Source organism: Marinobacter sp. F4206, assembly GCF_019392195.1.
Classification (GTDB): Bacteria; Pseudomonadota; Gammaproteobacteria; order Pseudomonadales; family Oleiphilaceae; genus Marinobacter.
In genome coordinates this window covers 462,103-484,580 of record NZ_JAHXKI010000003.1, presented here as the reverse complement: position 1 = coordinate 484,580, position 22,478 = coordinate 462,103, and the positions used below count along the sequence as shown (strand labels likewise).

At 57.7% G+C, this 22,478-nt stretch carries 15 protein-coding genes and 1 tRNA gene; 1 reads left to right on the top strand and 15 read right to left on the bottom strand.

The annotated features are described in order from the left end of the window. Positions 1 to 34: 34 nt before the first annotated feature. The 13 genes from KZO34_RS15400 to KZO34_RS15340 form a co-directional block, all read right to left on the bottom strand. On the bottom strand, positions 35 to 2,635 hold the full coding sequence (locus tag KZO34_RS15400) for a TRAP transporter permease (RefSeq protein WP_219477730.1): 2,601 nt from the start codon (positions 2,633 to 2,635) through the stop codon (positions 35 to 37). 85 nt (positions 2,636 to 2,720) lie between these two features. Next, the gene (locus KZO34_RS15395) at positions 2,721 to 3,704 is read right to left on the bottom strand and encodes a TAXI family TRAP transporter solute-binding subunit (RefSeq protein ID WP_219477729.1); all 984 of its coding nucleotides are present in this window, start codon (positions 3,702 to 3,704) and stop codon (positions 2,721 to 2,723) included. A 185-nt stretch (positions 3,705 to 3,889) separates the two neighbouring features. Beyond that, a complete protein-coding gene (locus tag KZO34_RS15390) occupies positions 3,890 to 6,274 on the bottom strand; it encodes an efflux RND transporter permease subunit (RefSeq protein ID WP_219477728.1) in 2,385 nt (794 codons plus the stop codon). 47 nt (positions 6,275 to 6,321) lie between these two features. Beyond that, the gene (locus tag KZO34_RS15385) at positions 6,322 to 7,467 is read right to left on the bottom strand and encodes a WD40/YVTN/BNR-like repeat-containing protein (RefSeq protein WP_257900440.1); all 1,146 of its coding nucleotides are present in this window, start codon (positions 7,465 to 7,467) and stop codon (positions 6,322 to 6,324) included. 142 nt (positions 7,468 to 7,609) lie between these two features. After that, on the bottom strand, positions 7,610 to 8,998 hold the full coding sequence (locus KZO34_RS15380; RefSeq protein ID WP_219477727.1) for a DUF1329 domain-containing protein: 1,389 nt from the start codon (positions 8,996 to 8,998) through the stop codon (positions 7,610 to 7,612). A gap of 176 nt (positions 8,999 to 9,174) precedes the next feature. Continuing rightward, on the bottom strand, positions 9,175 to 11,817 hold the full coding sequence (gene pepN, locus KZO34_RS15375; RefSeq protein WP_219477726.1) for an aminopeptidase N: 2,643 nt from the start codon (positions 11,815 to 11,817) through the stop codon (positions 9,175 to 9,177). A gap of 81 nt (positions 11,818 to 11,898) precedes the next feature. Beyond that, positions 11,899 to 12,738 (bottom strand): DUF2797 domain-containing protein, encoded by an 840-nt coding sequence (locus tag KZO34_RS15370; protein WP_219477725.1) that lies wholly within the window; start codon positions 12,736 to 12,738, stop codon positions 11,899 to 11,901. Next, positions 12,735 to 13,028, bottom strand: coding sequence for a YeaC family protein (locus KZO34_RS15365; RefSeq protein ID WP_219477724.1), 294 nt, complete (start codon positions 13,026 to 13,028; stop codon positions 12,735 to 12,737). The genes KZO34_RS15370 and KZO34_RS15365 overlap by 4 nt, the downstream gene beginning before the upstream one ends. 173 nt (positions 13,029 to 13,201) lie before the next feature. Further along, positions 13,202 to 14,056, bottom strand: coding sequence for a rhomboid family intramembrane serine protease (locus tag KZO34_RS15360; RefSeq protein WP_219477723.1), 855 nt, complete (start codon positions 14,054 to 14,056; stop codon positions 13,202 to 13,204). A gap of 36 nt (positions 14,057 to 14,092) precedes the next feature. After that, the gene (locus tag KZO34_RS15355) at positions 14,093 to 15,106 is read right to left on the bottom strand and encodes a metallophosphoesterase (RefSeq protein WP_219477722.1); all 1,014 of its coding nucleotides are present in this window, start codon (positions 15,104 to 15,106) and stop codon (positions 14,093 to 14,095) included. A 2-nt stretch (positions 15,107 to 15,108) separates the two neighbouring features. After that, a complete protein-coding gene (locus KZO34_RS15350) occupies positions 15,109 to 15,993 on the bottom strand; it encodes an NAD(+) kinase (RefSeq protein WP_219477721.1) in 885 nt (294 codons plus the stop codon). A gap of 113 nt (positions 15,994 to 16,106) precedes the next feature. Beyond that, entirely contained in the window at positions 16,107 to 17,360 is a 1,254-nt protein-coding gene (locus KZO34_RS15345; protein ID WP_219477720.1) for a DNA repair protein, read from the bottom strand. A gap of 194 nt (positions 17,361 to 17,554) precedes the next feature. Then, positions 17,555 to 19,615: an NADPH-dependent 2,4-dienoyl-CoA reductase gene (locus KZO34_RS15340; RefSeq protein ID WP_219477719.1), complete on the bottom strand. Its 2,061-nt coding sequence runs from the start codon at positions 19,613 to 19,615 to the stop codon at positions 17,555 to 17,557. A 144-nt stretch (positions 19,616 to 19,759) separates the two neighbouring features. On the opposite strand from KZO34_RS15340, the gene KZO34_RS15335 reads away from it, so the two are divergent. Next, the gene (locus tag KZO34_RS15335; protein WP_219477718.1) at positions 19,760 to 20,815 is read left to right on the top strand and encodes an AraC family transcriptional regulator; all 1,056 of its coding nucleotides are present in this window, start codon (positions 19,760 to 19,762) and stop codon (positions 20,813 to 20,815) included. A gap of 182 nt (positions 20,816 to 20,997) precedes the next feature. Here KZO34_RS15335 and KZO34_RS15330 read toward each other — a convergent pair. Next, a tRNA-Asp gene (locus tag KZO34_RS15330) sits at positions 20,998 to 21,074 on the bottom strand. A gap of 138 nt (positions 21,075 to 21,212) precedes the next feature. Continuing rightward, positions 21,213 to 22,244: an AraC family transcriptional regulator gene (locus tag KZO34_RS15325; RefSeq protein WP_219477717.1), complete on the bottom strand. Its 1,032-nt coding sequence runs from the start codon at positions 22,242 to 22,244 to the stop codon at positions 21,213 to 21,215. Positions 22,245 to 22,478 lie beyond the last annotated feature (234 nt).

Sequence of the window (22,478 nt, the reverse complement as noted above, 5' to 3'; positions counted from 1 at the left end):
CGGGTTTTTACGGATCAGACTGGCTTAAACAGCGTCAGGCCGACTTCGGCTGTGCTCCCTCGCGGGCCCGCCGTCGAAGCTGCCCGAAGGCGAGTAGCGCCAGCAGTATCAGGGCCGGAATAAACATCAGCTCCTTCGGCGGACGTTCTTTCTGAACCTGCACCGCGTCTATGCTCCAACCGAAGCTGATACCCGCCTGCTCCGCGATACTGCCAAAGCTGACGAAGTCGACAACCATCTGCTCACCCTGGGGCGACACTTCCAGCCCCGCCTCGGCCAGTCGCTGGGCCGGTGTCTCCGCCTCAGGTAGGGGCAGTCTGAGGTATTTCGACACCTCCTCGCCATCGATGGACATCCCGGAAGCCTGGACGATGATGGGCTCGCCTGCCGGCACCTCATCGACGTATTCAAGGACTTCCGCCCCGGGACGGTTCTCGGTCGGCGGATAGACCATGTCCCACCAGAAACCGGGCCGGAACAGCGTGAACGTGATCAGCAGCAACAGAATAGTCTCCCACCAGCGGGTCTTGGTGAACCAGAAACCCTGGGTGGCCGCCGAGAACACCAGCATCGCCGTTACGGCGCTGAAGATCGTCACCAGCAAGTCAAACCAACCCGTCAGCCCGATCAGCAACAACTGGGTATTGAAGATGAACATGAACGGCAGGATGGCGGTCCGGATATCGTAGGTGAAACCCTGCACACCCGTTCGTATCGGATCGGCCCCCGAAATCGCGGCCGCGGCGTACGCGGCCAACCCCACGGGCGGCGTATCGTCCGCCAGTATCCCGAAATAGAATACGAACAGGTGCACCGCGATAAGCGGCACCAGCAGGCCGTTTTCCGCGCCCAATGTAACAATAACCGGCGCCATCAGGGTCGACACCACTATGTAGTTGGCCGTTGTCGGCAACCCCATCCCCAGAATCAGACTGATGATGGCAGTGAAGATCAGCATCAGCAGCAGGTTACCGCCGGAAATGAACTCCACAAACTGGGTCATTACAAGCCCGATGCCGGTCAGGGTAACGGTACCCACGACAATGCCCGCGGTGGCGGTTGCCACCCCGATTCCCACCATGTTGCGAGCGCCGGTCACCAGCGAATGGGCCAGGTCGATGCCCCCCTGCTTCAGCTGTGCGCCATAGTTGCCACGCTTGTGGAAAAACGCCTTCAGCGGGCCCTGGGTAATGACAATGAAGATCATGAACACGGTTGCCCAGAATGCAGACAACTGCGGAGAAAACCGCTCAACGGTCAGACACCAGACCAGAACCACCACCGGCAACAGAAAATAGAGCCCGGTCTTAACCGTGGGGCCAACTGGCGGCAATTCGTCCATCGCCTTCTCGGGATCATCCTCCTCCAGCGCGGGGAAACGGGTTGCATAGCCAACCAGACCAACGTAGACCGCCAGCAGCAAGGGTGCGAGCACCCACATGGCGGCGCCACCCAACCAGTCTTTCATCCAACCGATGCCGTAATACACAACAAGCGTAAGGATGCTCAGCCCCAGCAGTATCACGACCCAGTTGAGCATGCGCTGGGCCAGCGTGGGCCGATCGAGGCGCTCGATACCCTTCATGTTGAGCTTGCAGGCCTCGAGATGGACGATATAGATGAGAGCCACGTAGGAAATCATCGCGGGCAGAATCGCGTGCTTGATGACTTCGAGGTAGGAAATACCCACGTACTCGACCATCAGAAACGCGGCGGCGCCCATGATGGGCGGAGTCAGCTGACCGTTGGTGGAGGCAGCAACTTCGACGGCACCGGCCTTCGTAGCCGGGAAACCCACCCGCTTCATCAGCGGAATGGTAAAGGTGCCAGTGGTCACCACGTTGGCAATGGAAGAGCCGGAAATCACCCCACTGAGGCCACTGGATACCACCGCGGCCTTGGCCGGCCCCCCGCGCATATGACCAAGTAGCGCATATGCCACCTTGATGAAATAGTTCCCTGCCCCGGCGCGCTCAAGCAAGGCGCCAAACAGGACAAACAGAAAGACGAAGCTGGTTGAAACCCCCAGCGCAACGCCAAACACCCCTTCAGTACCAAGCCACTGGTGTGACGCCAGCTTGCTCAGGCTTGCACCCTTATGGGAAATAACGTCGGGCATATAGGGGCCGGCGAGGGAGTAAATAATGAAGACCCCGGCAACGATGGTAAGGGGCAGACCCAGCGAACGCCGCGTGGCCTCAAGTAGCAGAACAAGCCCGCCCAGGGCAACGACCATATCCTGGGTATTGGGTGCGCCTGGGCGCGTCGCGAGCTGATCGTAGAAGATATAGAGATACGACGCAGCAAACGCCGCCGCAAGCGCAAGAATCCAGTCGTAAATCGGGACATGGTTGGCGTGCTTGCCGCGAATCATCGGAAAGGCGGCAAAAGCCAAAAACGCGGCAAAAGCCAGGTGAATCGAACGCGACTCCGTGGAATTAAAGACGCCGATTTCGAAAATGTACGGTAGCGGTGATGCTATCCATAGCTGAAAAAGAGACCAGAGCAGAGGGACGACAAAAAGAATAACAGCAGCTGTGCCAGTCGTGGCTCTTCCACCGGATTCGGTCTGAAGAAACTCCTCGACCTTCTGCTTGTCGACATCATTCCCGGCTCTCGGGTCGCTATTGCTCATAGCTGAATCCTGTCGGAGGAAAACGGGAGGGTCAGTGATGGCCGCTGGCAGGGATCACCAGCAGCCATACAGGAACGGTTATCGATCAGTCGATCAGACCAGCTTCCTTGTAGTACTTCGCAGCGCCTGGGTGCAGGGGCGCACTCAAAGCATCGGATACCATTTCCTCTTTCTGCAGGTTGGCGAAGGCCGGGTGCAGACGCTTGAAGCTGTCAAAGTTCTCGAACACCGCCTTGACCACTTCATAAACGACCTCGTCCGGCACGTCGGTGGACGATACGAACGTGGCCGCCACACCGAAGGTGGTCACATCTTCGTCACTACCACGGTACATGCCGCCCGGAATGGTGGCTTCGCGGTAATACGGGTTGTCGGAAATCAGCTTCGCGGTGGCATCGTTCTCAACGTTGACCAGAACGCTGTCACAGGAGGTGGTCGCCTCTTTGATCGAGCCGGAAGGATGGCCGACGGTGTAGAAAAACGCATCGATGTTGCCATCGCACAGAGCCTGGGACTGTTCGGCAGCCTTGAGCTCGGCTGCCAGGGAGAATTTGTCCATGGTCCAGCCCATTTCATCCATCAGCACCTCGGCGGTGGCGCGCTGACCAGAACCGGGGTTACCCACAGAAACCCGCTTGCCTTCGAGATCCTCAAAGGTGGTGATTCCGGAACCCTTGCTGGCAACCACGGTGAATGGCTCCGGGTGCAGGGAAAAGACCGCACGCAAGTCCTTGTTGGCACCGTCGTCCTCGAACTGGCTGGTGCCGTTGTAGGCATGGTACTGCCAGTCTGATTGGGCCACCGCGAGATCCAGCTCACCCTGACGAATCGCGTTCAGGTTGTATACTGAGCCACCGGTGCTCTCGACTGAACATCGAATACCGTGTTCTTTCCGGTCCATATTGACCAGACGGCAGATCGCACCACCTGCCGGATAATAAACGCCTGTCACACCACCCGTGCCAATGGTCACAAAACGCTGCTCTTGAGCCGACACAGAAGTTGACGCGGCGCCAAAGCTGACTGCAGCGGCAGCGGCGAGCGCGGATACCTTTAGTTTCAGTGTCATGTGAGTTCTTCCTTCTTCTGATAGTTGTCGTAAAAAGCCCGTCGTTTCCTGGAGACAAGCTTGTGGTTCGTCTTAGAACATAGACCAGTTCAGATTAGAAATAAAGTGCGACTTTACCGGCTAACCTTTTGACCAGACAACAAAAAAGCCCGCAGAGCGGGCTTTTTTGCAGGTCCCCGAAAGGCTTATTTCGAGGCGCGGGCCTTGGCCAGCATGCGGTCCGGGCGCAGCAGGAAGCGCGCCAGGGCCGGCAACAGCCAGATAGCTCCCACCATGTTCCAGAGGAACATGAAGAACAGCAGGAAGCCCATATCGGCCTGGAACTTGATCGGCGAGAAAATCCAGGTCACTACGCCGAGACCCAGGGTTACACCGGTGAACATTACCGCCTTACCGGTTGAGCGCAGGGTCTCGAAGTACGCATCCTGGAGGGTCTTCCCTTCCAGCAGGAACTTCTCAAGCTTGCTGTAGATGTAGATACCGTAGTCCACACCAATACCGACACCCAGAGCAATCACCGGCAGGGTCGCAACCTTGATACCGATACCGGACACCGCCATGATCGCCTCACACAGGACTGAGGTCAGCCCCAGCGGGACAACGATACACAGCACGGCGCGAACAGAGCGGAACGTGAGCAGACACAGCAAACTCACCACACCGTAGACCATGATCAGCATCTTGTCTTTGGCGCTGGAAATGACCTCATTGGTGGCCGCCTCAACGCCCGCATTGCCCGCTGCCAGCAAGAAGGTGTGGTCCTCGTTGCTGTTGTTGGACGCAAACTCCTCCACCCGTTCTACCACGGTCTGGAGCGTTTCAGCCTTGTGATCCTCCAGGAACACCAGCACCGGCGTGAGACTGCAGTCGGTGTTGATCAGGCCCGAGGGGGCGTTCCGGATAGACGCATTGATGATGGTCTGGTTACGGGAAATCTCGAACCACTTCCAGTTACCTTCGTTCAACGCCTTGGTCACGATCTTGGAGACGTCCGCCAATGACGCGGAGGACTGAACGCCCGGTGTGTTCTGCAACTCCCACTGGAGGCTGTCCATGGCTCGCAGCACATCATGCTGGGTGCACTGCTCAACCGGCGTTTTCACCATCACCACGAGTACATCGGCACTGGTGGAATAGTTATCAATGATGAAGGCATTGTCCTTGTTGTAGCGGGAATCTGCACGCAACTCGGGCGCACCGCGATCCAGGTCACCTACCTTCAGATCCTGCTTGTAGTAAAGGCCAAGCCCAAGACCAATCACCGCGATCAGCAGTGAGATGGGGGCCACGCCAGGATGGGAGAAATACGACAGGACCCGCCACTTGCGATCCTGTTTTTCGCCGTGGTTCTGGACATGACGGACACCGCCCTTGGAAATGCCGACGTAGGACATGATCAGGACGTGCAACACCAGGTTAGTGATGATGACGAAGGCAACACCGATACCGGCTGCGACAGCCAGATCCCGGATCACATCAATTTCAATGAAGAACAGCGTCAGGAAGCCGAAGGCGTCGGAAATCAGCGCCAGCATGCCCGGAATGTACAAGGCACGGAATGCCAGGCGCGCAGCGGTAACAGAATCAAAGCCTTTGGCCGCCTCTACCGCCATGGCATTTACGATCTGAACCCCGTGACTGATCCCGATTGCAAACACCAGGAAAGGAACCAGAACCGAATACGGATCCAGGCCATACCCAAGCAGGCGCAGTGCGCCAAGCTGCCAGAACACCGCGATAATCGACGTGAACACCGGTACCAGCGTGCCGGTGATGGAGCGGGAGTACCAGAACAGCAGCAGTGTGGTCAGCACAATGGTGATGCCCGCAAACCAGGCGATTGACCCGATGCCCTCAATCAGGTCGCCCACTTTCTTGGCAAAGCCGACAATGTGAATCTCGACGTTCGGGTTTTGCGCTTCGTACTTCTGACGAATCTTTTCCTCGAGCTGACGGGAAAACTCCCCATAGTCGAGCGGCTGGCCGGTTTCCGGATTCTTCTCGTAGAGCGGCGCGTACACGATGGTGGACTTGAAGTTGTCCGCGATCAGACGCCCCACTTCGTTGGAACGCAACGCGTTCTGGCGCAGCTGTTCCAGGCTGGTCTCAGAGCCGTCATAGTTATCGGGAATGACAGTACCGCCTTGGAACCCCTGCTCGGTCACCTCTACCCAGCGGACGTTGGACGTCCACATGGATTTGAGCCCCGAACGGTCAACGCCGTCCAGATAGAACACCTCATCAGTGATCTGTTTGAGGGTCTCCATGTACTCGGCGCTGAAGATATCGCCTTCTTCCACCTCAACGGCAATACGGACAAAGTTGCCGAGGTTCTGGAGGTCATCCCGGTGATCGAGCATGTTGATGATGTACGGGTGCTCAAGCGGGATCATCCGCTCAAAACTGGCATCTGGCTGAATTCTGGCCGCGTTGTAGCCCAGAAAAATGGTCAACAGCAAAAAGGCGATCAGGATGACCGCACGGTTGTTAAAAATAAGGCGTTCCAGGAACGGTTCCGCCTTTGGCGTTGTCAGGTAATGTTCGCCCTTATCATGCTTAGGGTTAGACATTCAAAAGCCCCTCTATTTTTCTGTTCGGTTGTTGCCACGTCAGGGCGTTATTGAAGGTTTTTGCCTTTGGCATCGGTCGTTTTCACACCACCTTCACCAACCAGCAGCAGGTTGGTACCCGAAATCGGCACCACACTCATGACTCCCTGTCGGTCGTCGCGCAGGTACTCCCGGAAGGTATCGCCTCCGTTACCGCTGGTAAGAACCGCACCACTGTTGCCGACCAGTACAATTCGGGAATCCTCGGCAAACCCGTCATTCAGAGTTGCAGTCGAACCAGTACTGACCATGGACCAGGACTTGCCAAGATCCGTTGAGTACATGAGCGTCCCGCGCAGACCAAACGCCAGGATTTCATTCACCCGTCCGGTACCAATAACGCCAAACAGGGATCCAGGATACGGGCCTTCGCGACGCTCCCAGCTCTGGCCGCCGTCAATAGAGACATGAATCTGACCAGCTTCGCCGACAATGACCATCGCACCGCCACCGATTCTGGTAACGGCATTCAGGTGGAAATTCTGGGCGTTATCAAGTTTTGGCGACCAGTCCTGCCAGGTCTCACCGCCATCCTCGGTATGGAAGAACATGCCGTAGGCACCGATCACGAAACCGTTCGTGTCATCCGCAAACCAGACATCCAGAAACGGATTGACCGGCCCAATGTCGAGATCTGCCTGCATGTTCTCGAGTGCAAAGTAGAGATCGTCCAGCGCCCATTCGAGGTCGGCTTTTTCATCCTCGGGTGCCGCTTCCACTCGCTCTTCCATGGTCGCAATGGCCTCTTCCTGGCTCTCAATCGCCAGTTCAGCCGCCCGGATGCCGGTAAGCTGAAGCTCCCAGGTTTCTCCGGCATCATCCGAATGAAGTACCACACCGCTGTGACCAACCGCCCAGCCGTGGGTATCGCTACCGAAATCAACCCCGGTCAGCGTGACAGAGACCGGAACCTCTGCCTGGGTCCAGCTGTCACCCTCATCATCGGAATAAATGATATGGCCACGCTCACCAATCGCCACAATGCGGTCGCCGGCGCGCTCGACATCGTTCAGAAGGTTTTCGGGAGCCAGGTCGGTTGGACGCGCTGGTGTTTCGATAACGTCCGCCAGCGCAAATGCAACGGGGGACGCACAGGCCATGGAAAGCCCAAGGCAAGCAGCGCCCAGGGTTTTACACATAAAGCTTGTAGCCATTCGGATTGCCTATAGGTTGTTTTTACGTGTGTCTCTGACCGGTCATTCCGGCTCTAACTGTAAAGATACCGGCAACCTTTCGGATGCCGGTATACCAAGCGCCTATTCCTTCGGGCGCGGGAAACTCCTGATTGTCTGTAGCTTAGCGGACGCTTCGGCGGCGCAGAGATGCCGGCGAGAAATACCGCTTGTTCGGTACGTCATCACTGAATACCCGGGTATTCGGTTCTTCCGTATCCAGACCCTGAACGTGGTAGCGACGGGCCTGTAGGTCGTGGAATGCTTCCAGAGTAGTCCATACACCCGGCAATTCGTAATAATTCTTGAGCACACCCATGCTCACGCGCCACAACTCTCCACGGCCGTCGTACTGGTCAAGAAGGGCTGTGTTCCAGCTGTCTTCGTCAACGTAAAAGCGCCGCTTGGCATAGATGTGCCGCTCGCCGTCCTTCAGGGTTGCAGTCACAACGTGAACCCGATGCAACTCCCAACGCATCAGATCAGGGTTCAGGTGCGCCATCGCGAGAATGTCGGAGTAGGACACGCCTTTCTGAGCAATCTCGTAGTTGTTGTACGGAATATAGATTTCGCGCTTACCTTCGTAGGTCCAGTTGTAACGATCCATGGCACCATTAAAGATGTCGGTGTCATCCGCGGTACGAAGGTTATCAGCCGCCGCGATGGGGGAATCATAACCGAGGTTCGGTGCGCGACGCACGCGGCGCTGACCCGCGTTGTAGCCCCAACCGTTCCGGGGATTGATGATCTGGTTCATGGTTTCGTGTACCAGAATCGCACCGCCGGCCAGTCGGGGGGGAGACTGGGTAAACGACAGGTAGTAGAAGATGACGTTGTCCAGGGAATCTTCACCACCTTCCGGGTTGTAGAAGTTGAAGAAGGCTTCCTGCTGCGACGTCACCAGGGTGTAATCGCCGTTTTGTTGCACCGCCACTTCACTCGCGCGACGGGTCAGGGAAACACCGCGCCAGCGGGTCAGATGGTTCCAGATGACCTGCCAGGCTTTCTGTTCATCGTTACCGCTTAGAATCGGGAACGGATAACCGCCAAAGGCGCCGTCGATGCCTGCACTTTCACCGACAATTTCGGCACTGGTGGCGTTGTCACGGGTGTTGGCTTCAACCCAGTCCGGCACGGAATGGGTCCGGCGAGTCTTGTAGACCGGTATCCGGAACGTGGTTGGATAGGTCTCCAGCATGGCCTTGAGGCCGTCCGTCAGGTGCTCGGAATACTGGTCGGCATTACTGGCATTGATGGTGAACAGCACCTCATCATCCGGGAAAGGATTAGGGTGGTGATCGCCACTGCCGTCGTAGCTGGCCGGGGGCTCGGTGATACCACCATCCCAGGCCGGAATGGTGCCGGCATCGTTGCCGGCCTTCGGGGAACCGAAAGGCGTAAGCTCATTTCCGAGGCGCGCCGCCTGACTTGAGGACACCGCTGCGTATGCCGGTGCAGCGGCGACAGAGAGGGCCATAAGGCCGCCGAGAATAGCGTTCTTATTGTATCTCATTATGTAACCTTAATCCGTCTGGAAGCCTCTGAAGGGCTTTTTATTATTGTCTGATGGGAGTTCAGACTTTCCAACAGATTAGCCGATCGGCCATTATTGTCTATCGACCGAAAGTGCGATTTTGTATCCGGCTGTGACCGCAAATTACAATCCCAGCCGGACCATCACGGGCCTCGTCAGCCAGCAAGGCTCTTGTGAACGACCTCGTAAACGTCCCGGGAAAGACCCGACTTGTCACGAATGCGTTCCAGTGCGGCTTTCATCAGCTCGCTGTACGCCGGTGCAAATTTCTTCCAGCGTGTCAGGGGGGTGACCAGACGAGCAGCAATCTGGGGGTTGCTGTCATCCAGGCGGCAGACCTGATCGGCCAGGAAATCGTAGCCCGAACCGTCCGGGTGGTGGAAGGCCGCCAGATTCTGACCGGCGAAGGCCCCAACAACCGAGCGCACTTTGTTCGGGTTCTTCCAGTCAAACGCCCGGTGCTCCAGAAGCGAACGGATCTGTGGCAGCTGGCCGGCTCGGTCGCTGGACGACTGCACCGAGAACCACTGTTCCACCACTTGCGGATCGTCCTGGAAACGCTCGTAAAACTCCGCAAGCATCCGTTCACGATCTTCTTCGTAATCGGAGTTCACCAGCGCCCGAAGCGCTCCCATCCGGTCGGTCATATTGTCGGCGCTGCGGAATTGACGCAGCGCCAGCTCCCGGCCTTCTTCGTCGTTGATCTGGAGCAACCACGCCAGTGCCGTATTACGCAGACTCCGGCGCGCAATTTGCTCCGGGGTGACCTCGTAGTCGCCCTCTTCCAGGTTGCGGCGATAACAGGCCACCAGCTCATCCCGAAGTGCAATGGCCAAATGCTTCAGGACCCGCTCGCGGGCTTCGTGAATCGCCGGTGCATCTGCACTCTCCGCCAACTCAATCAGATACGCCGTCGAGGGTAGCTGCAGCATCTTGGCGACCAGCGCCTGATCAAGCGACGAATCCGAGATCAGATGGCGATAGGCGCCGACCAGCCGCGCATCGATCGCAGTATCCCTGGGCGCACCGATCAGCGACTGAATGACATCCACCGCCAGGCGCTGGCCGGCATCCCAGCGGTTAAAGCCGTCCGGATCGTGGCTCATGAGAAACAGCAACTGCTCGCGGCTCCACGGGTAGCGCACTCGAACCGGCGCGGAGAATTGACGCAGCAGAGACGGAACGGGGCACTCCTCCAGACCATGGAACTCGAACACATGACGATCGCCGGTCAGTTCCAGCACCCGTTCGGTAGGCGCGTCCCCGGAACCGGCCTCGAGCCGAAGCGGCAGCGGCTCGCCCCTGCTCCCGAGAAGGCCGAGAGCGAACGGAATGAGCTGCGGCTTCTTGTGGGTCTGTCCCGGTGTGTCGGGAATGCTCTGGGTGATGGTCAGCCGGTAGACGCCCTTGTCGGTATCAAACTCGTCCGAAACATCAAGTATGGGAGTGCCCGCTTGCTCGTACCAGAGCTGGAACTGGGACAGATCCCGACCGGAGGCATCTTCCATGGCCCTGACGAAATCTTCGGTGGTTACAGCCTGACCATCGTGGCGCTCGAAATACAGATCACTACCCTTTCGGAACATGTCAGGCCCAAGGAGGGTGTGAATCATTCGCACCACTTCCGCACCCTTTTCATAGATGGTCAGGGTGTAGAAGTTGGAAATCTCCATGTAGGAAGCCGGACGAATCGGGTGTGCCATGGGGCCACCGTCCTCGGCGAACTGAGCAGTGCGCAGTACAGTAACGTCTTCGATACGCTTGACCGTGGGCGAGCCAACGTCCGCTGAGAACTGGGAGTCCCGGAACACGGTGAAGCCTTCCTTGAGGCTCAACTGAAACCAGTCCCGACAGGTGACCCGGTTACCGGACCAGTTGTGGAAATACTCGTGGGCGACAATCGCCTCAATCCGCTGGAACGCCAGATCCGTTGCCGTTTCCTGACTTGCCAGCACGCACGACGAGTTGAAGATGTTCAGGCCCTTGTTCTCCATGGCGCCCATGTTGAAATCATCAACGGCCACAATCATGAAGATGTCGAGATCGTACTCGCGCCCGTAGGTCTCTTCGTCCCAGCGCATGGAACGCTTGAGCGAATCCATGGCATGGTCGCATTTCTCGGCGTTACGCGGCTCCACGTACATACGCAGGTCAATGTCCCGACCCGAGCAGGTGGTGAAGGTATCCCGCTTTTCCACCAGGTCCCCGGCCACCAGAGCAAACAGGTAGCAGGGCTTGGGAAACGGGTCTTCCCAGGTCACAAAATGACGCCCCTCGCCCAGATCGCCCCGCTCCACATCATTGCCGTTGGAGAGCAGCACCGGGTACGCAGACTTGTCGGCCTCAACCCGGGTCCGGAAACGGGACATCACATCCGGACGATCGGGGAAGAAGGTGATGCAGCGAAACCCCTCCGCTTCGCACTGGGTGCAGAACATGCCGGATGACTTGTACAGCCCCTCGAGGCGGGTGTTGTTCTGGGGCTCGATCCAGGTCACGACGGACAACTCGAAGTGCTCGGGCACCGACTCAACGATCAGCTTGTCACCGCGATCCTCGTAGTCGTCTTCACCCAACGTTGCGCCATTCAGGGCAACGGACTCGAGAACCAGGCTGTCGCCGTCGAGTTCAAGCGGAACCGCACCGGCGTCCGACTCGGGATTGCGACGGACAACCAGGGTGCTGTGCACACGGGCGCCATCCTCAAACAGCTCGAAGCGCAGGTCGACGGTATCAACCAGGTAAGCCGGTACTCGGTATTCGCTCAGATAAATGGTCTGGGGCTGGTTGGTGCGCATGGTCTATCTCCAGATTACTCAGCCACTGACTGCCTGCAGTCCGGCAGCCAGGTGTTGTCAGGTCAGGCGGGAATGGGCCGATCAGTCGCCCATCACCCGAAAACGTACTTCGTACCCGGTGAACTTCCGGATATTGATCACACCCGTATCCAGAATGAGGTACTGGCCCTTGATGCCCTCCAGCACACCTTCGACTTCCGGGTTCTTGTCCAGGTTGTGAGTCTTGATCTTTTCAGGCCAGACATCAACCGGGTAGCTGAGCCCAAGCCCCTCTTCATTCACCTCGCGGATCGCATTCTCACCGTGGGCATCCCGCAACGCGGACAGATCGTCTGCAATGAGTTCCAGCATACGCTGTCGCTCATCGGCCAGATTCAGCTCGGGAACATCCCCTTTCAGCATGGCCCGCCAATTGGTCCGGTCCGCCACATGACGCTTGCAGGCCACTTCAACCAATCCGGCAATATAACGGGTCGCAACCCGAACCATCGGAATCGCGTCAACCGCGCCCTGGTCAATCCAGCGGGTGGGGACCTGGGATCCCCGGGTGATCCCCACTTTCAATCCCGATGAATTAGCCAGATACACCACATGCTCCACCATGCAGTGGGTTTCGCCCCACTCCGGCTCGCGGCAGGTGCCGAGGTGATAGTGGCACTTCTCCGGGCTCATGATGCAGCTGTCACAGGCCGCCAACTTGCGGAAACAGGGGTAACAATAGCCCTGATTGAAGCTTTTCTTGGTCGTGCGGTCACAGTTGATGCAGCGGATGACGCCCTCGAAATCGAGACGAACCCGCTTGCCAAGGAATTCATTCAACGGGATTCGGCTGTCCCCCACCGCAATCGTATAGGCCACCGGTGCTGCCGCTTCGACGGGCATTTTCCGGAGCCGGCCGGTTACGTCAATCAACTCGCTCAAGACTTGACCTCGACAAACTGATCGGGGTCTACGTTGTCTTTGCCAGCATTGGCTCGCTGAACCGATGGATCACAGGCGGTACCAGCCTTGCTGCCACGGTCAATGTAGCCGGTGCGCTCTTCTTCCGGGATCTGATGCAGGTTCTCGTAGTAGATGACCGCCTGCAGGCTGATCTCCCGCTGCTCCGGAGTGAGCTTTCTGCCGTCCGGCCATTTTCCAAGCTCAATCGACTGGCGCAGGCTCCGGTAAACATTGGGATCCAGGCGCTCAATCAGTTCATCGTAAGTCATTCGGTTCTCCCGAAACGCGTTCAAAAAAAAGTGTTCAACCGTTTGACAGATGCAAACGATAACGATTATCATTTATTCACCAAATGACGACGGTCGTATCATTTGGTCTCTCTCATCAGGAGCTAAATGCTCTTTTTATGCCTCGCCCTCGGGCGGGGCTTTTTTTTGTGCCGTCATTGTCTTTTTACGGGCAAAATGAGCGCCAGGGCCACCCCGCTGACAAACCCGCCCAAATGAGCTTCATTGGCCATGCGGCCCAGCCCCAGCAATTCGGTAAACGGCGTGAAACCAATCACCATCCAGACCACGGCAAACGTCACAAGAGCCGGAGGAAAATGAAATCTCGGAACCTTGCGCTGACTCAACCAGCAATAGCCGAGAATGCCGTACACCACGCCCGACAGGCCGCCAAACAAGGGTCCCGAAACCAGGTACTGAAGTCCATTAGAGAAAATACTGGTCGCCAGGAACAGCGTAATCAGCCGTCCGCGCCCGTCAAACCACTCAATCTGGCTCCCCAGAAACCACAGCATCACCGCATTGAAGATAATGTGGGTCCAGCTGAAATGCAGGAAATCGGGGGTTAACAGGCGCCAGACCTGCCCGCTGGCGAGGGTATTGGCCAGAGCGTCCATGCGGCCCGCCATGGTACTCCAGTCAAAGTCCCGGGGGTCGATCACCATCAACGCCGCCGCCAGTTCGTTCCGACCCATCGCCGTGACCCAGACCATGATCACCGCAAAGATGATAAGACCCAGCACCACGGGCGCATGCCGGGCCGAAGGCTGCCAGCGCCCACGAACAAAGACCGGGGAATGCTGCTGGCGTTCCACGGCGTCTCGCAGCTCCGGCTCAGCCAGGAACCGATCCAATGCCGCCAGAACCGGTTCGGCATGATCCGGATTTTCCAACCACAGAACCTGTTGGTCGTTTTCTTCCGTGATCCGGTGCGCCACACCCTGCCCGGTCAGCCAGCGACTGAAGCCGGCGAGATCCACCGTGGTATCCAACTGCTTCACGCGGTACACAAAAACCTCGCCTATCGGTGTAATGACTCCGTTGACTCAACGGGCAATGCTGTCTTCGGTGCCGGGATAGCCGGCCTGCTCCGGGCGGTCAACATCTACCCACACGAACTTGTCCGGGGAGAGCACGGTCTCACCGTCCATGCGGTAGGCCACCAGCTTGCCGTACTTCACCGCACTGTAGTCAATGCAGGCAACGTTGGCCTTGAGCGGGGCCGGTTCGCCTTCCATCCAGTAGTGCCCTACAAACACGGGGGGTGCATCCAGCGGGTAGCTGATCAGCTGTTTACGTTCGTTTTCAGTCAGCACCATGCGCGCCACCTCCGGCGGCAGGGGATCCGGCTGGAACACCACATCCGCGTATGTATGCGGGTCATCCGCCCAGAACTTGGTCCGGAAAAACTCCCGAACATAGCCGTCCCGGCCGGTGATCGTCGTTCCCTCGGGCAAGCGCAGATCCGTTCCTCGCAGCAAGGTGTCCATAACCTGCCCAGCGAACGATTCGATGGCCGCCGAGGCATGCAGGAAATCCTCGTCGATGCAGGCACCACCCTGGGTTCGTTTGAACTTTTCGATCAGCTCTCCATCCCAGCAGGCATGAACGACCCGGAAGTCTTCCTCCTCAATAAACAGGGGGATGGTATAAAACCAGTCCAGGAACTCGTTCCATTCATGGGGGTAGGCGTCAAACTGATCAAGGGTCTCCCGGATCAACCGGTCATGCCGGGCATTGTGCTCACGCAGCCACTTCTTGCCGCTGCCGGCACGGGCACGGGTACAGTAGCCCAGCGCGTTGTATTCGTGATTGCCCATCACAATCCGGGCCGAGCCATGCTCTACCATGTCCCGCACCAGATGCAGGGCTTCACGGATTCGGGGCCCGCGGTCGATGATGTCGCCAATGAAAACAGCCTGGCGCCGGTCGTGCTGATATACCCCGTTCACCTTCCGGTAGCCCATCTGTTCCAACAACCGGACCAGCGTATTGGCGCAACCGTGGATGTCGCCGATGATGTCGAAACCGCGACTTGCGGTGTGTCTGTTAACAGCCATGATCAACTCGCTGAAATTTCACTCGCCCAGCCAAGTTTGTCACGGCAGGTGGCATAGAAGTTGTGATCGGTGGGGTGGATCAGCCGGATTTTGAACGGTTTCTTGGTGATACGGATGATGTCGCCCGGCGCACAGGCGATATTCATCTGGCCATCAAACGAAATCTGCGGGTAGGTTTCGTTGGTTTCTCCGATCACCAGTTTAATCTCGCTCTTTCCGTCAACAACGATGGGGCGGCTACTGAGGGTGTGGGGAAACATGGGCACCAGAACGACAGCATCGAGCTTCGGATGCATGATTGGCCCACCAGCCGAGAGCGAATACGCCGTCGAACCGGTCGGCGTGGCGACGATAAGGCCATCGGAGCGCTGGCTGTAGACAAAGTGGCCATCGATAAACAGATCAAAGCCGATCATCCGGGTCGACTTACCAGGGTGGAGTACCACATCGTTCAGAGCGGTTCCAAAACCCAGCGGCTGGCCATTGCGCTCAACGTTGCCGTCCAGCAGAAAGCGCGTCTCTTCCACGTATTCGCCTTCCAGAACCTTGCCCAGACGTTCCTCCAGATCGGAAGGAGAAATATCGGTAAGGAAGCCGAGCCGGCCGCGGTTAACGCCCAGCAGGGGGATCTTGGATTTGGCCAATTCCCGCGCGGCGCCCAGCAAACTGCCGTCGCCACCCACGACAATGACCAGGTCGCAGATTTCACCCAGCAGCTTTTTGCTGGCGACCTGAAGGCCATGACCCGGCAGCATGCCAGCGGTGTCTTCCTCGAGAATGACGTGGTAGTTGTTGGCAATCAGGTATTGTTTGAGCTGACGCAGCGATTCAACCACCTTCACGCTGCCCAATCGGCCGATGACGCCAATGTTCCTGAACTGATCCATGAGGCTTCCTGTGGTGTCGGGATGCGGTGGGGCCGGCCAGATCCGGTAGCCCCGTGACAATCTGGCTCACAGTTTAACGAAAGTCACCCCGATACTGAAAAAAGATCGACACTTCAGGATTGATGCTGCTCACAACGATCGTCGATGCCGGACCGGAACTCGCCCGGCTGGCTGACTCGCATGATCGGCTCACCACAGACCTTGCCATCGTTCCCCGCATGCTGGCACACCGGGTTCTCATAATGTTCAAGCCACTCGCGATAGGCCGGCTCGTTCATGCCACAGCGATCTGCCGCATACGCCACCGGACTGGTGAAGTAGGTTTCGATATCATCAAACGGCAACGTGATGTGGCCGACACCGGGGTGGTACGCCACCAGGAACACCGCCTGCTTTTTCAGGTGGTCCATGATGGAGTTTTCCGCCGGCTCCTGGTTCTGGAGATCATGGTTCTCCTGCTCGAGCGCCACGATCCGCTCATCCCGAAGCTCCAGCTCACGCTGTTTCCGGTCAAGCTGCTCCCGAAGGAGAACCAGTTCGGCATCGGTATTGGCGTCATCACGCTTTCTTTCCTCACCGCCGGAGGCAATCTGCTCCTGCATGGTCAGGTACTGCTCATTGCGCTCCGAAAGGCGTTTTTTCAGCTGTTCATTACTCAGCCGCTGCCGTTCATATTTCTGCTCCATATCGGAGAATTCACTACGCAACGTCTGCAGTTCCAGGCGATGCTCTCGCTGGATCTCGGACAGGGAATCCCGATGGACACTCTGGATAGTCTTGATTCGAAGGCGCTGTTCCCGGATCAGCTGGGCAAGCCGGGCCCGGTCAGCAGCGTTCGGCGCGTCTTCCTGTGACTCCGGTGCGGCGGGCGCCGCATTCAGTACCGGAATGTCTTCTTCCTGGGCCGGTTCAGGTTCTATTTTTCGGAATTTCAGAGAGTTGGAATCAACGGCCTTACGAATAGCCTGGAAGTGATTGTTGCCGGGCGTCATGTCCGGGTCCCACAATTCCTGGGCGTAGCGGGGCTCCGGGCATTGACTGCGACACACCAGCCGAATGGGGCCTCCCCCCATGTCGGGACCTTTGGCACCCCGCTTGGCAAGCTCTTCTATAGGCACGTTCCAGTTGCTGTCCGCCCGTCCCTCTTCGTCGAACCAGATTCGGAAAAACACCAGGGACTGCACAAGAAGATCGCCACTCAGCTCGACCAGAACCGCTTTGACATCGGTTTCGGCGAGGTCCGACAGACCTACGTATCCGTCCAGAAAAGCGCCAAACTCGCTGGCACGCATCTGGCGCGCCACGTGGCTTCCATCCACGAAAAACACCGCCGCATAACCATCAGTCGCCTGGTCGGCAGATACCATTTGTGACTCTCCTAGCTCCTAAAGATTCGACACTCACACGATGAAGTCACAAAGAATGTTCCATCGGTTTCCAATGCCGGCAAGCCCCACCCTGCCGGTTAACCGGGGGGCGGAGCTGCAAACTGACAGACTCAAGGTTACTAGTCTAGCCAGTCAATCTTCGGTGCACAGGGAAAAACTGCAACGTTTTGTGATCAAAGCTCCGCAGCGAGGCGGCTTCCCTGATCAATGGCCCGCTTGGCATCAAGCTCCGCTGCCACATCAGCGCCGCCAATCAGATGCACGGCCACGCCGGCGGCCTCGAGGCCGCCCTGGAGCTCGCGCAGCGGCTCCTGCCCAGCACAGACAATGATCGTATCCACCGGCAGCACCTGATCTTCACCTTGCTCGGCGCCTTTCGGGGTAACGGTGATGTGCAGCCCCTGATCATCAATCTTGCGGTAACTGACGCCCGGCACCATCTGAACCTGACGATTCTTGAGTGATGTCCGATGGATCCAGCCGGTGGTTTTGCCAAGATTCTTGCCGACTTTGGATGCCTTGCGCTGCAACAGGTAAACCTCTCGCGCAGGCTCCGGAACTTCTGGCGCAACACCCTGGATACCGCCACGGTGCTCGACACTCAGATCGACCCCCCACTCGCGCATGAAGTGTTCGGTATCCAGAGCGGCCGACGTGCCCTTGTGCACAATGAACTCGGAGACATCGAAACCGATGCCGCCGGCACCGATCACTGCCACTTTCTGACCAACGGGCTTACGCTCAAGCAAGGCATCGAGATAGCCAATGACCTTCGGGTGATCAATGCCCTCAATGTCCGGCGTGCGCGGCTCAACGCCGGTTGCCAGAACGACGTCATCAAAACCGCCGGCCTTGAGATCATCCACATTCACCCGGGTATTCAGACGAACGTCCACACCGTGCTTGTCCAGCATGACGCGGAAATAACGCAGTGTTTCGTAAAATTCTTCCTTTCCAGGAATCCGCTTGGCCACATTGAACTGGCCGCCGATTTCGCTACCGGCGTCAAACAGGGTCACCTTATGCCCACGCTCTGCCGCAACGGACGCAAACGCAAGGCCCGCCGGACCGGCACCGACCACCGCAATTGACTTGGGTGCAGCCGTCTTGACCCAGGTAAGCTCGGTTTCATGGCAGGCACGGGGGTTAACCAGGCAGGACGTCAGCTTGCCACTGAAGGTGTGGTCCAGGCAGGCCTGGTTGCAGCCAATACAGGTGTTGATCTCTTCGGCGCGATCCTCTGCTGCCTTGAGTACCAACTCCGAGTCCGCAAGGAACGGACGTGCCATGGACACCATGTCCGCATCGCCGTCCGCCAGAATTTTCTCGGCAACATCCGGCATGTTGATACGGTTGGTGGTTACCAGCGGGATACTCACCTCGCCCTTGAGGCGGGCAGTGACCTTGGTAAACGCGCCACGAGGCACAGAGGTCGCGATGGTCGGCACCCGCGCCTCATGCCAGCCGATGCCGGTGTTGATGATGGTCGCGCCGGCCTTTTCAATTTCCTTGGCCAGATGAACCACCTCTTCCCAGGTGCTGCCATCCTCGATCAGGTCGAGCATCGACAGGCGGTAGACCAGAATGAACTTCTCGCCCACCCGTTCGCGTACACGACGGACAATTTCGATCGGCAGGCGAATCCGGTTCTCATAACTTCCGCCCCAGCCGTCGGTACGATGGTTGGTGTGGGACACAATGAACTGGTTAATGAAGTAGCCTTCCGAGCCCATGATCTCGACACCGTCGTAGCCCGCGCTCTGAGCCAGGGCCGCACAGTCGGCATAGTCCTGGATCTGCTTCTCGATGCCGGCCTCGTCCAGCGCTTTCGGTTTGAACGGGTTGATCGGCGCCTGAATCGCAGACGGCGCCACCAGTTCCGGCGAATACGCGTAACGGCCGGCGTGCAGGATCTGCATGCAGATTTTGCCATCCGCCTCATGCACCGCGCGGGTGATGACCTTGTGCTTTTCCACTTCGTCGTCGTTGGTCATCTTGGCGGCGTGTTGGAACACCCCACCTTCCACGTTCGGCGCAATACCACCCGTCACAATCAGGCCAGCCCCGCCACGGGCACGCTCCGCGTAAAAGGCCGCCAGGCGCTCAAATCCGTTCTTCGCCTCTTCCAGGCCGGTATGCATGGAGCCCATGAGGGTCCGGTTCCGCAGTCTGGTAAAGCCCAGGTCGAGCGGTTCGAGCAGGTTGGGGTATTTGGCGACACCGGGGGTAGTCATGACAGATCTCCTCATCATCAAGGTTGGCGGACCTCTGAGGGGCCCGACTCGTTATATGGCCCTAAATTACCCGGCCAACTTGCCATCAACAATATCCCCTAATAACATTCTATTATCTTTAAGTGACATGTCGGACAACGATGAATGATAAGCAGGCAGAGAACCTCAGGCCAGCAGCCCCGCAACGCCCTGGGCAACATCAGCGTGCTGCACGCCTCCGTCCTGTTGCGGGCTGCCGCTGCCGAGGGTGCTGACCCTGACCAGCTGATGTCCAGCTTCCGATTGGGCCGGGAAACCCTGGATTCTGCCGCTGCCCGAATCAGCATTCCGCGCTTCATGCGACTGGGCCATGCCGCCATCGCACAAACCGGCAACCCCGCCCTGGGCCTGCGCATCGGGGCGCTGACCCGCCCAGTCGACGCCGGCATCGCCGGACTGGCTGGACAGTCAGCGGCCACCGCAGGCGAAGCGCTCGACACTCTCATCCGCTACTCCCTGCTCACCAGCCAGAACAGCCGGGGTGCCCCATCCATCAAACCGACAGAGCGCCGAGCCCTTTTCTACTCGATCCGCCCTTACAACGCCTTCAACTTCTTCGTCGTGGATTCGGTGCTTGCGGCCTGGACCCAGTTTGTTCGACATATCACGGGGCAGTATGAAGTACTTGAACGGGTCACCATCGAGTACCCGTCCATTGGTCAGGACGACCTGTTTGAGAGCTGGTTTCGGTGCCCGGTTCATTTTGGCGCCGATGAAAACGCCATCACCGTGAAGCCGGACACCTGGATCCAGGCAACACTTCAGGCGCAGCCAGCGGTGCACGAAAAACTGTCGGAATTGTGCGAGAGGGAGCTGCAACAGATTCGAAAGGGCTGGACCACCGGCGACCGGGTAAAGAACCTGCTGACACCATTGTTCAGGGGGGAAAGCCCAAGCCTGGAAACCATTGCCAGCAAACTGGGCGTGGCGCCGTGGACGCTGCAACGGCAATTATCAGCGGAAGGAACGGGGTTTCGCGAACTGGTGGACGAGACCCGGAAACAGCTGGCGCGGGATTACATACGGGAAACAGAGACGGCACTATCGGAAATCGCCTGGCTTCTTGGCTTCGCCAATCCGGCGGCTTTTCACAAAGCCTATCGGCGCTGGTTTGATATCAGCCCCGGTGAACACCGGAACCGGTTGAAGGCAGAACGCTAGATTTCGGTAGCGTCATCCCACCCCTCATCATCATCAAACTCTTCATACTGGCTTTCGATCAGCTCTTCTTCATAATTCGACATGAATCAATCCTTGTTTGCTGCGTACAGCAACAGGCTATCGACAAATCATGACAGAGGGATGACAACAAAAAGGATACTGACTTGCAGGGAGGGGGAAAATGGCGGAGCGGACGGGACTCGAACCCGCGACCCCCGGCGTGACAGGCCGGTATTCTAACCAGCTGAACTACCGCTCCGCGATGGTCATCACGTCTTGCCCGGATCGGGCGGTGCAGTCAGGGGTGTGACTGCTCGGTGACAACGAGGGCGCATTATAAAGAGGCCCCCGTTTATGTCAACGCTTTTTCTGAAAAAAGTTCCGGAAAGCGTTTCTGCTAGAGCGCATCGACCATCGCATCCTTGCCCTGGGCGGTTTTGCGGTATTCTATCGGCGTCATTTTCGACCAACGCTTGAAGGCCCGGTAGAAGGTACTGGGCTCGGAAAATCCGGTCAGGTAGACGATCTCGTCGATCGACTCGTCGGTGGTCGCCAGCAACTGGCGGGCAAGGCGGTAGCGGAAATCGGCCAACACCTGGTTGAAGCTGGTCTCTGCTTCCGTCAGCCGAGTGCGGAGAGTCCGGGGCTTAATCCCAAGACGCTCGGCAACGGCGTCCAGGGTAACCTCGCCGCTATCCAGCAACTCGGCAACAATTCTCTCCACCTGTCCCACAATATCTTTTTTTTCAAGACGAGCCACCTGCTCGCTGGCGAATCTTTCGTGCAAATCCAGCAACTCCGGTTCGGCATGAGGAGAGGCATGGGTGAGCATCTTCGCCGGAAAATACAGCCGGTTTTCCTTGGCGCCAAAGACCACATCGCAGCCAAGAATTTCAGCCACACGCGCCTGCCCCGTCTCCCTCTGGTGTTCAAACTCGACGCGGGAGGGATAGAACGAACCATCGGTGATCGAACGAAAGAAGATAATTACTCCCTGCACAAAGCATTCATTGAAGTGCTTCTGGCGACTGACCTCATCCGAGGCCGCATCGAGGACCATGCAGGCATCGTCCCCTTCAATGAAGAAGTCCGTGTTGGCGGCATCACTCAGCAAACGCTGATAGTTCTGGGCACGCCGGAGGCCCTCTCCAAAGGTAGGGCTACTGAGAAAAAGATACTCCAGCACCTGCCCCTTGTAGGCGGGCAGCAGCTGGCCCAGATGGAGTCCCACGTCCGGATCACCCGATACATCTTCAACGGCCTGCCAGAAGTAAACCTGGGCGCTATGGGGAGTGCGCAACTGCTCGGTGTAAACGTAATTCTCATCTACGCCCAGACGACTGAAAATGGCATTGGTATCAATGCCTTTCTTTTTCATCGCCTCGTAGATCAGGCGCAACATCACTCCCGCGTCACGAAGTTCCTGCATAAGATCCCGCTTTTTTTATTTGTTTAATACCACTTTGACCCGGCGGACAATCGCCGGGGCACGCCAAGTCAATGCCTGATCTCCCCGGGTTTGCCAGAGTTAAGGCTCTTGAACTGAACCATCTAGGACTAACGTCTGATATTAGAGCATATCAGGCCACAGACGCACAGTTGTACCAGAATGGAAAAATATCCGGTACTTACGTCACCAAATCACGACTACATTTAAAGGCGA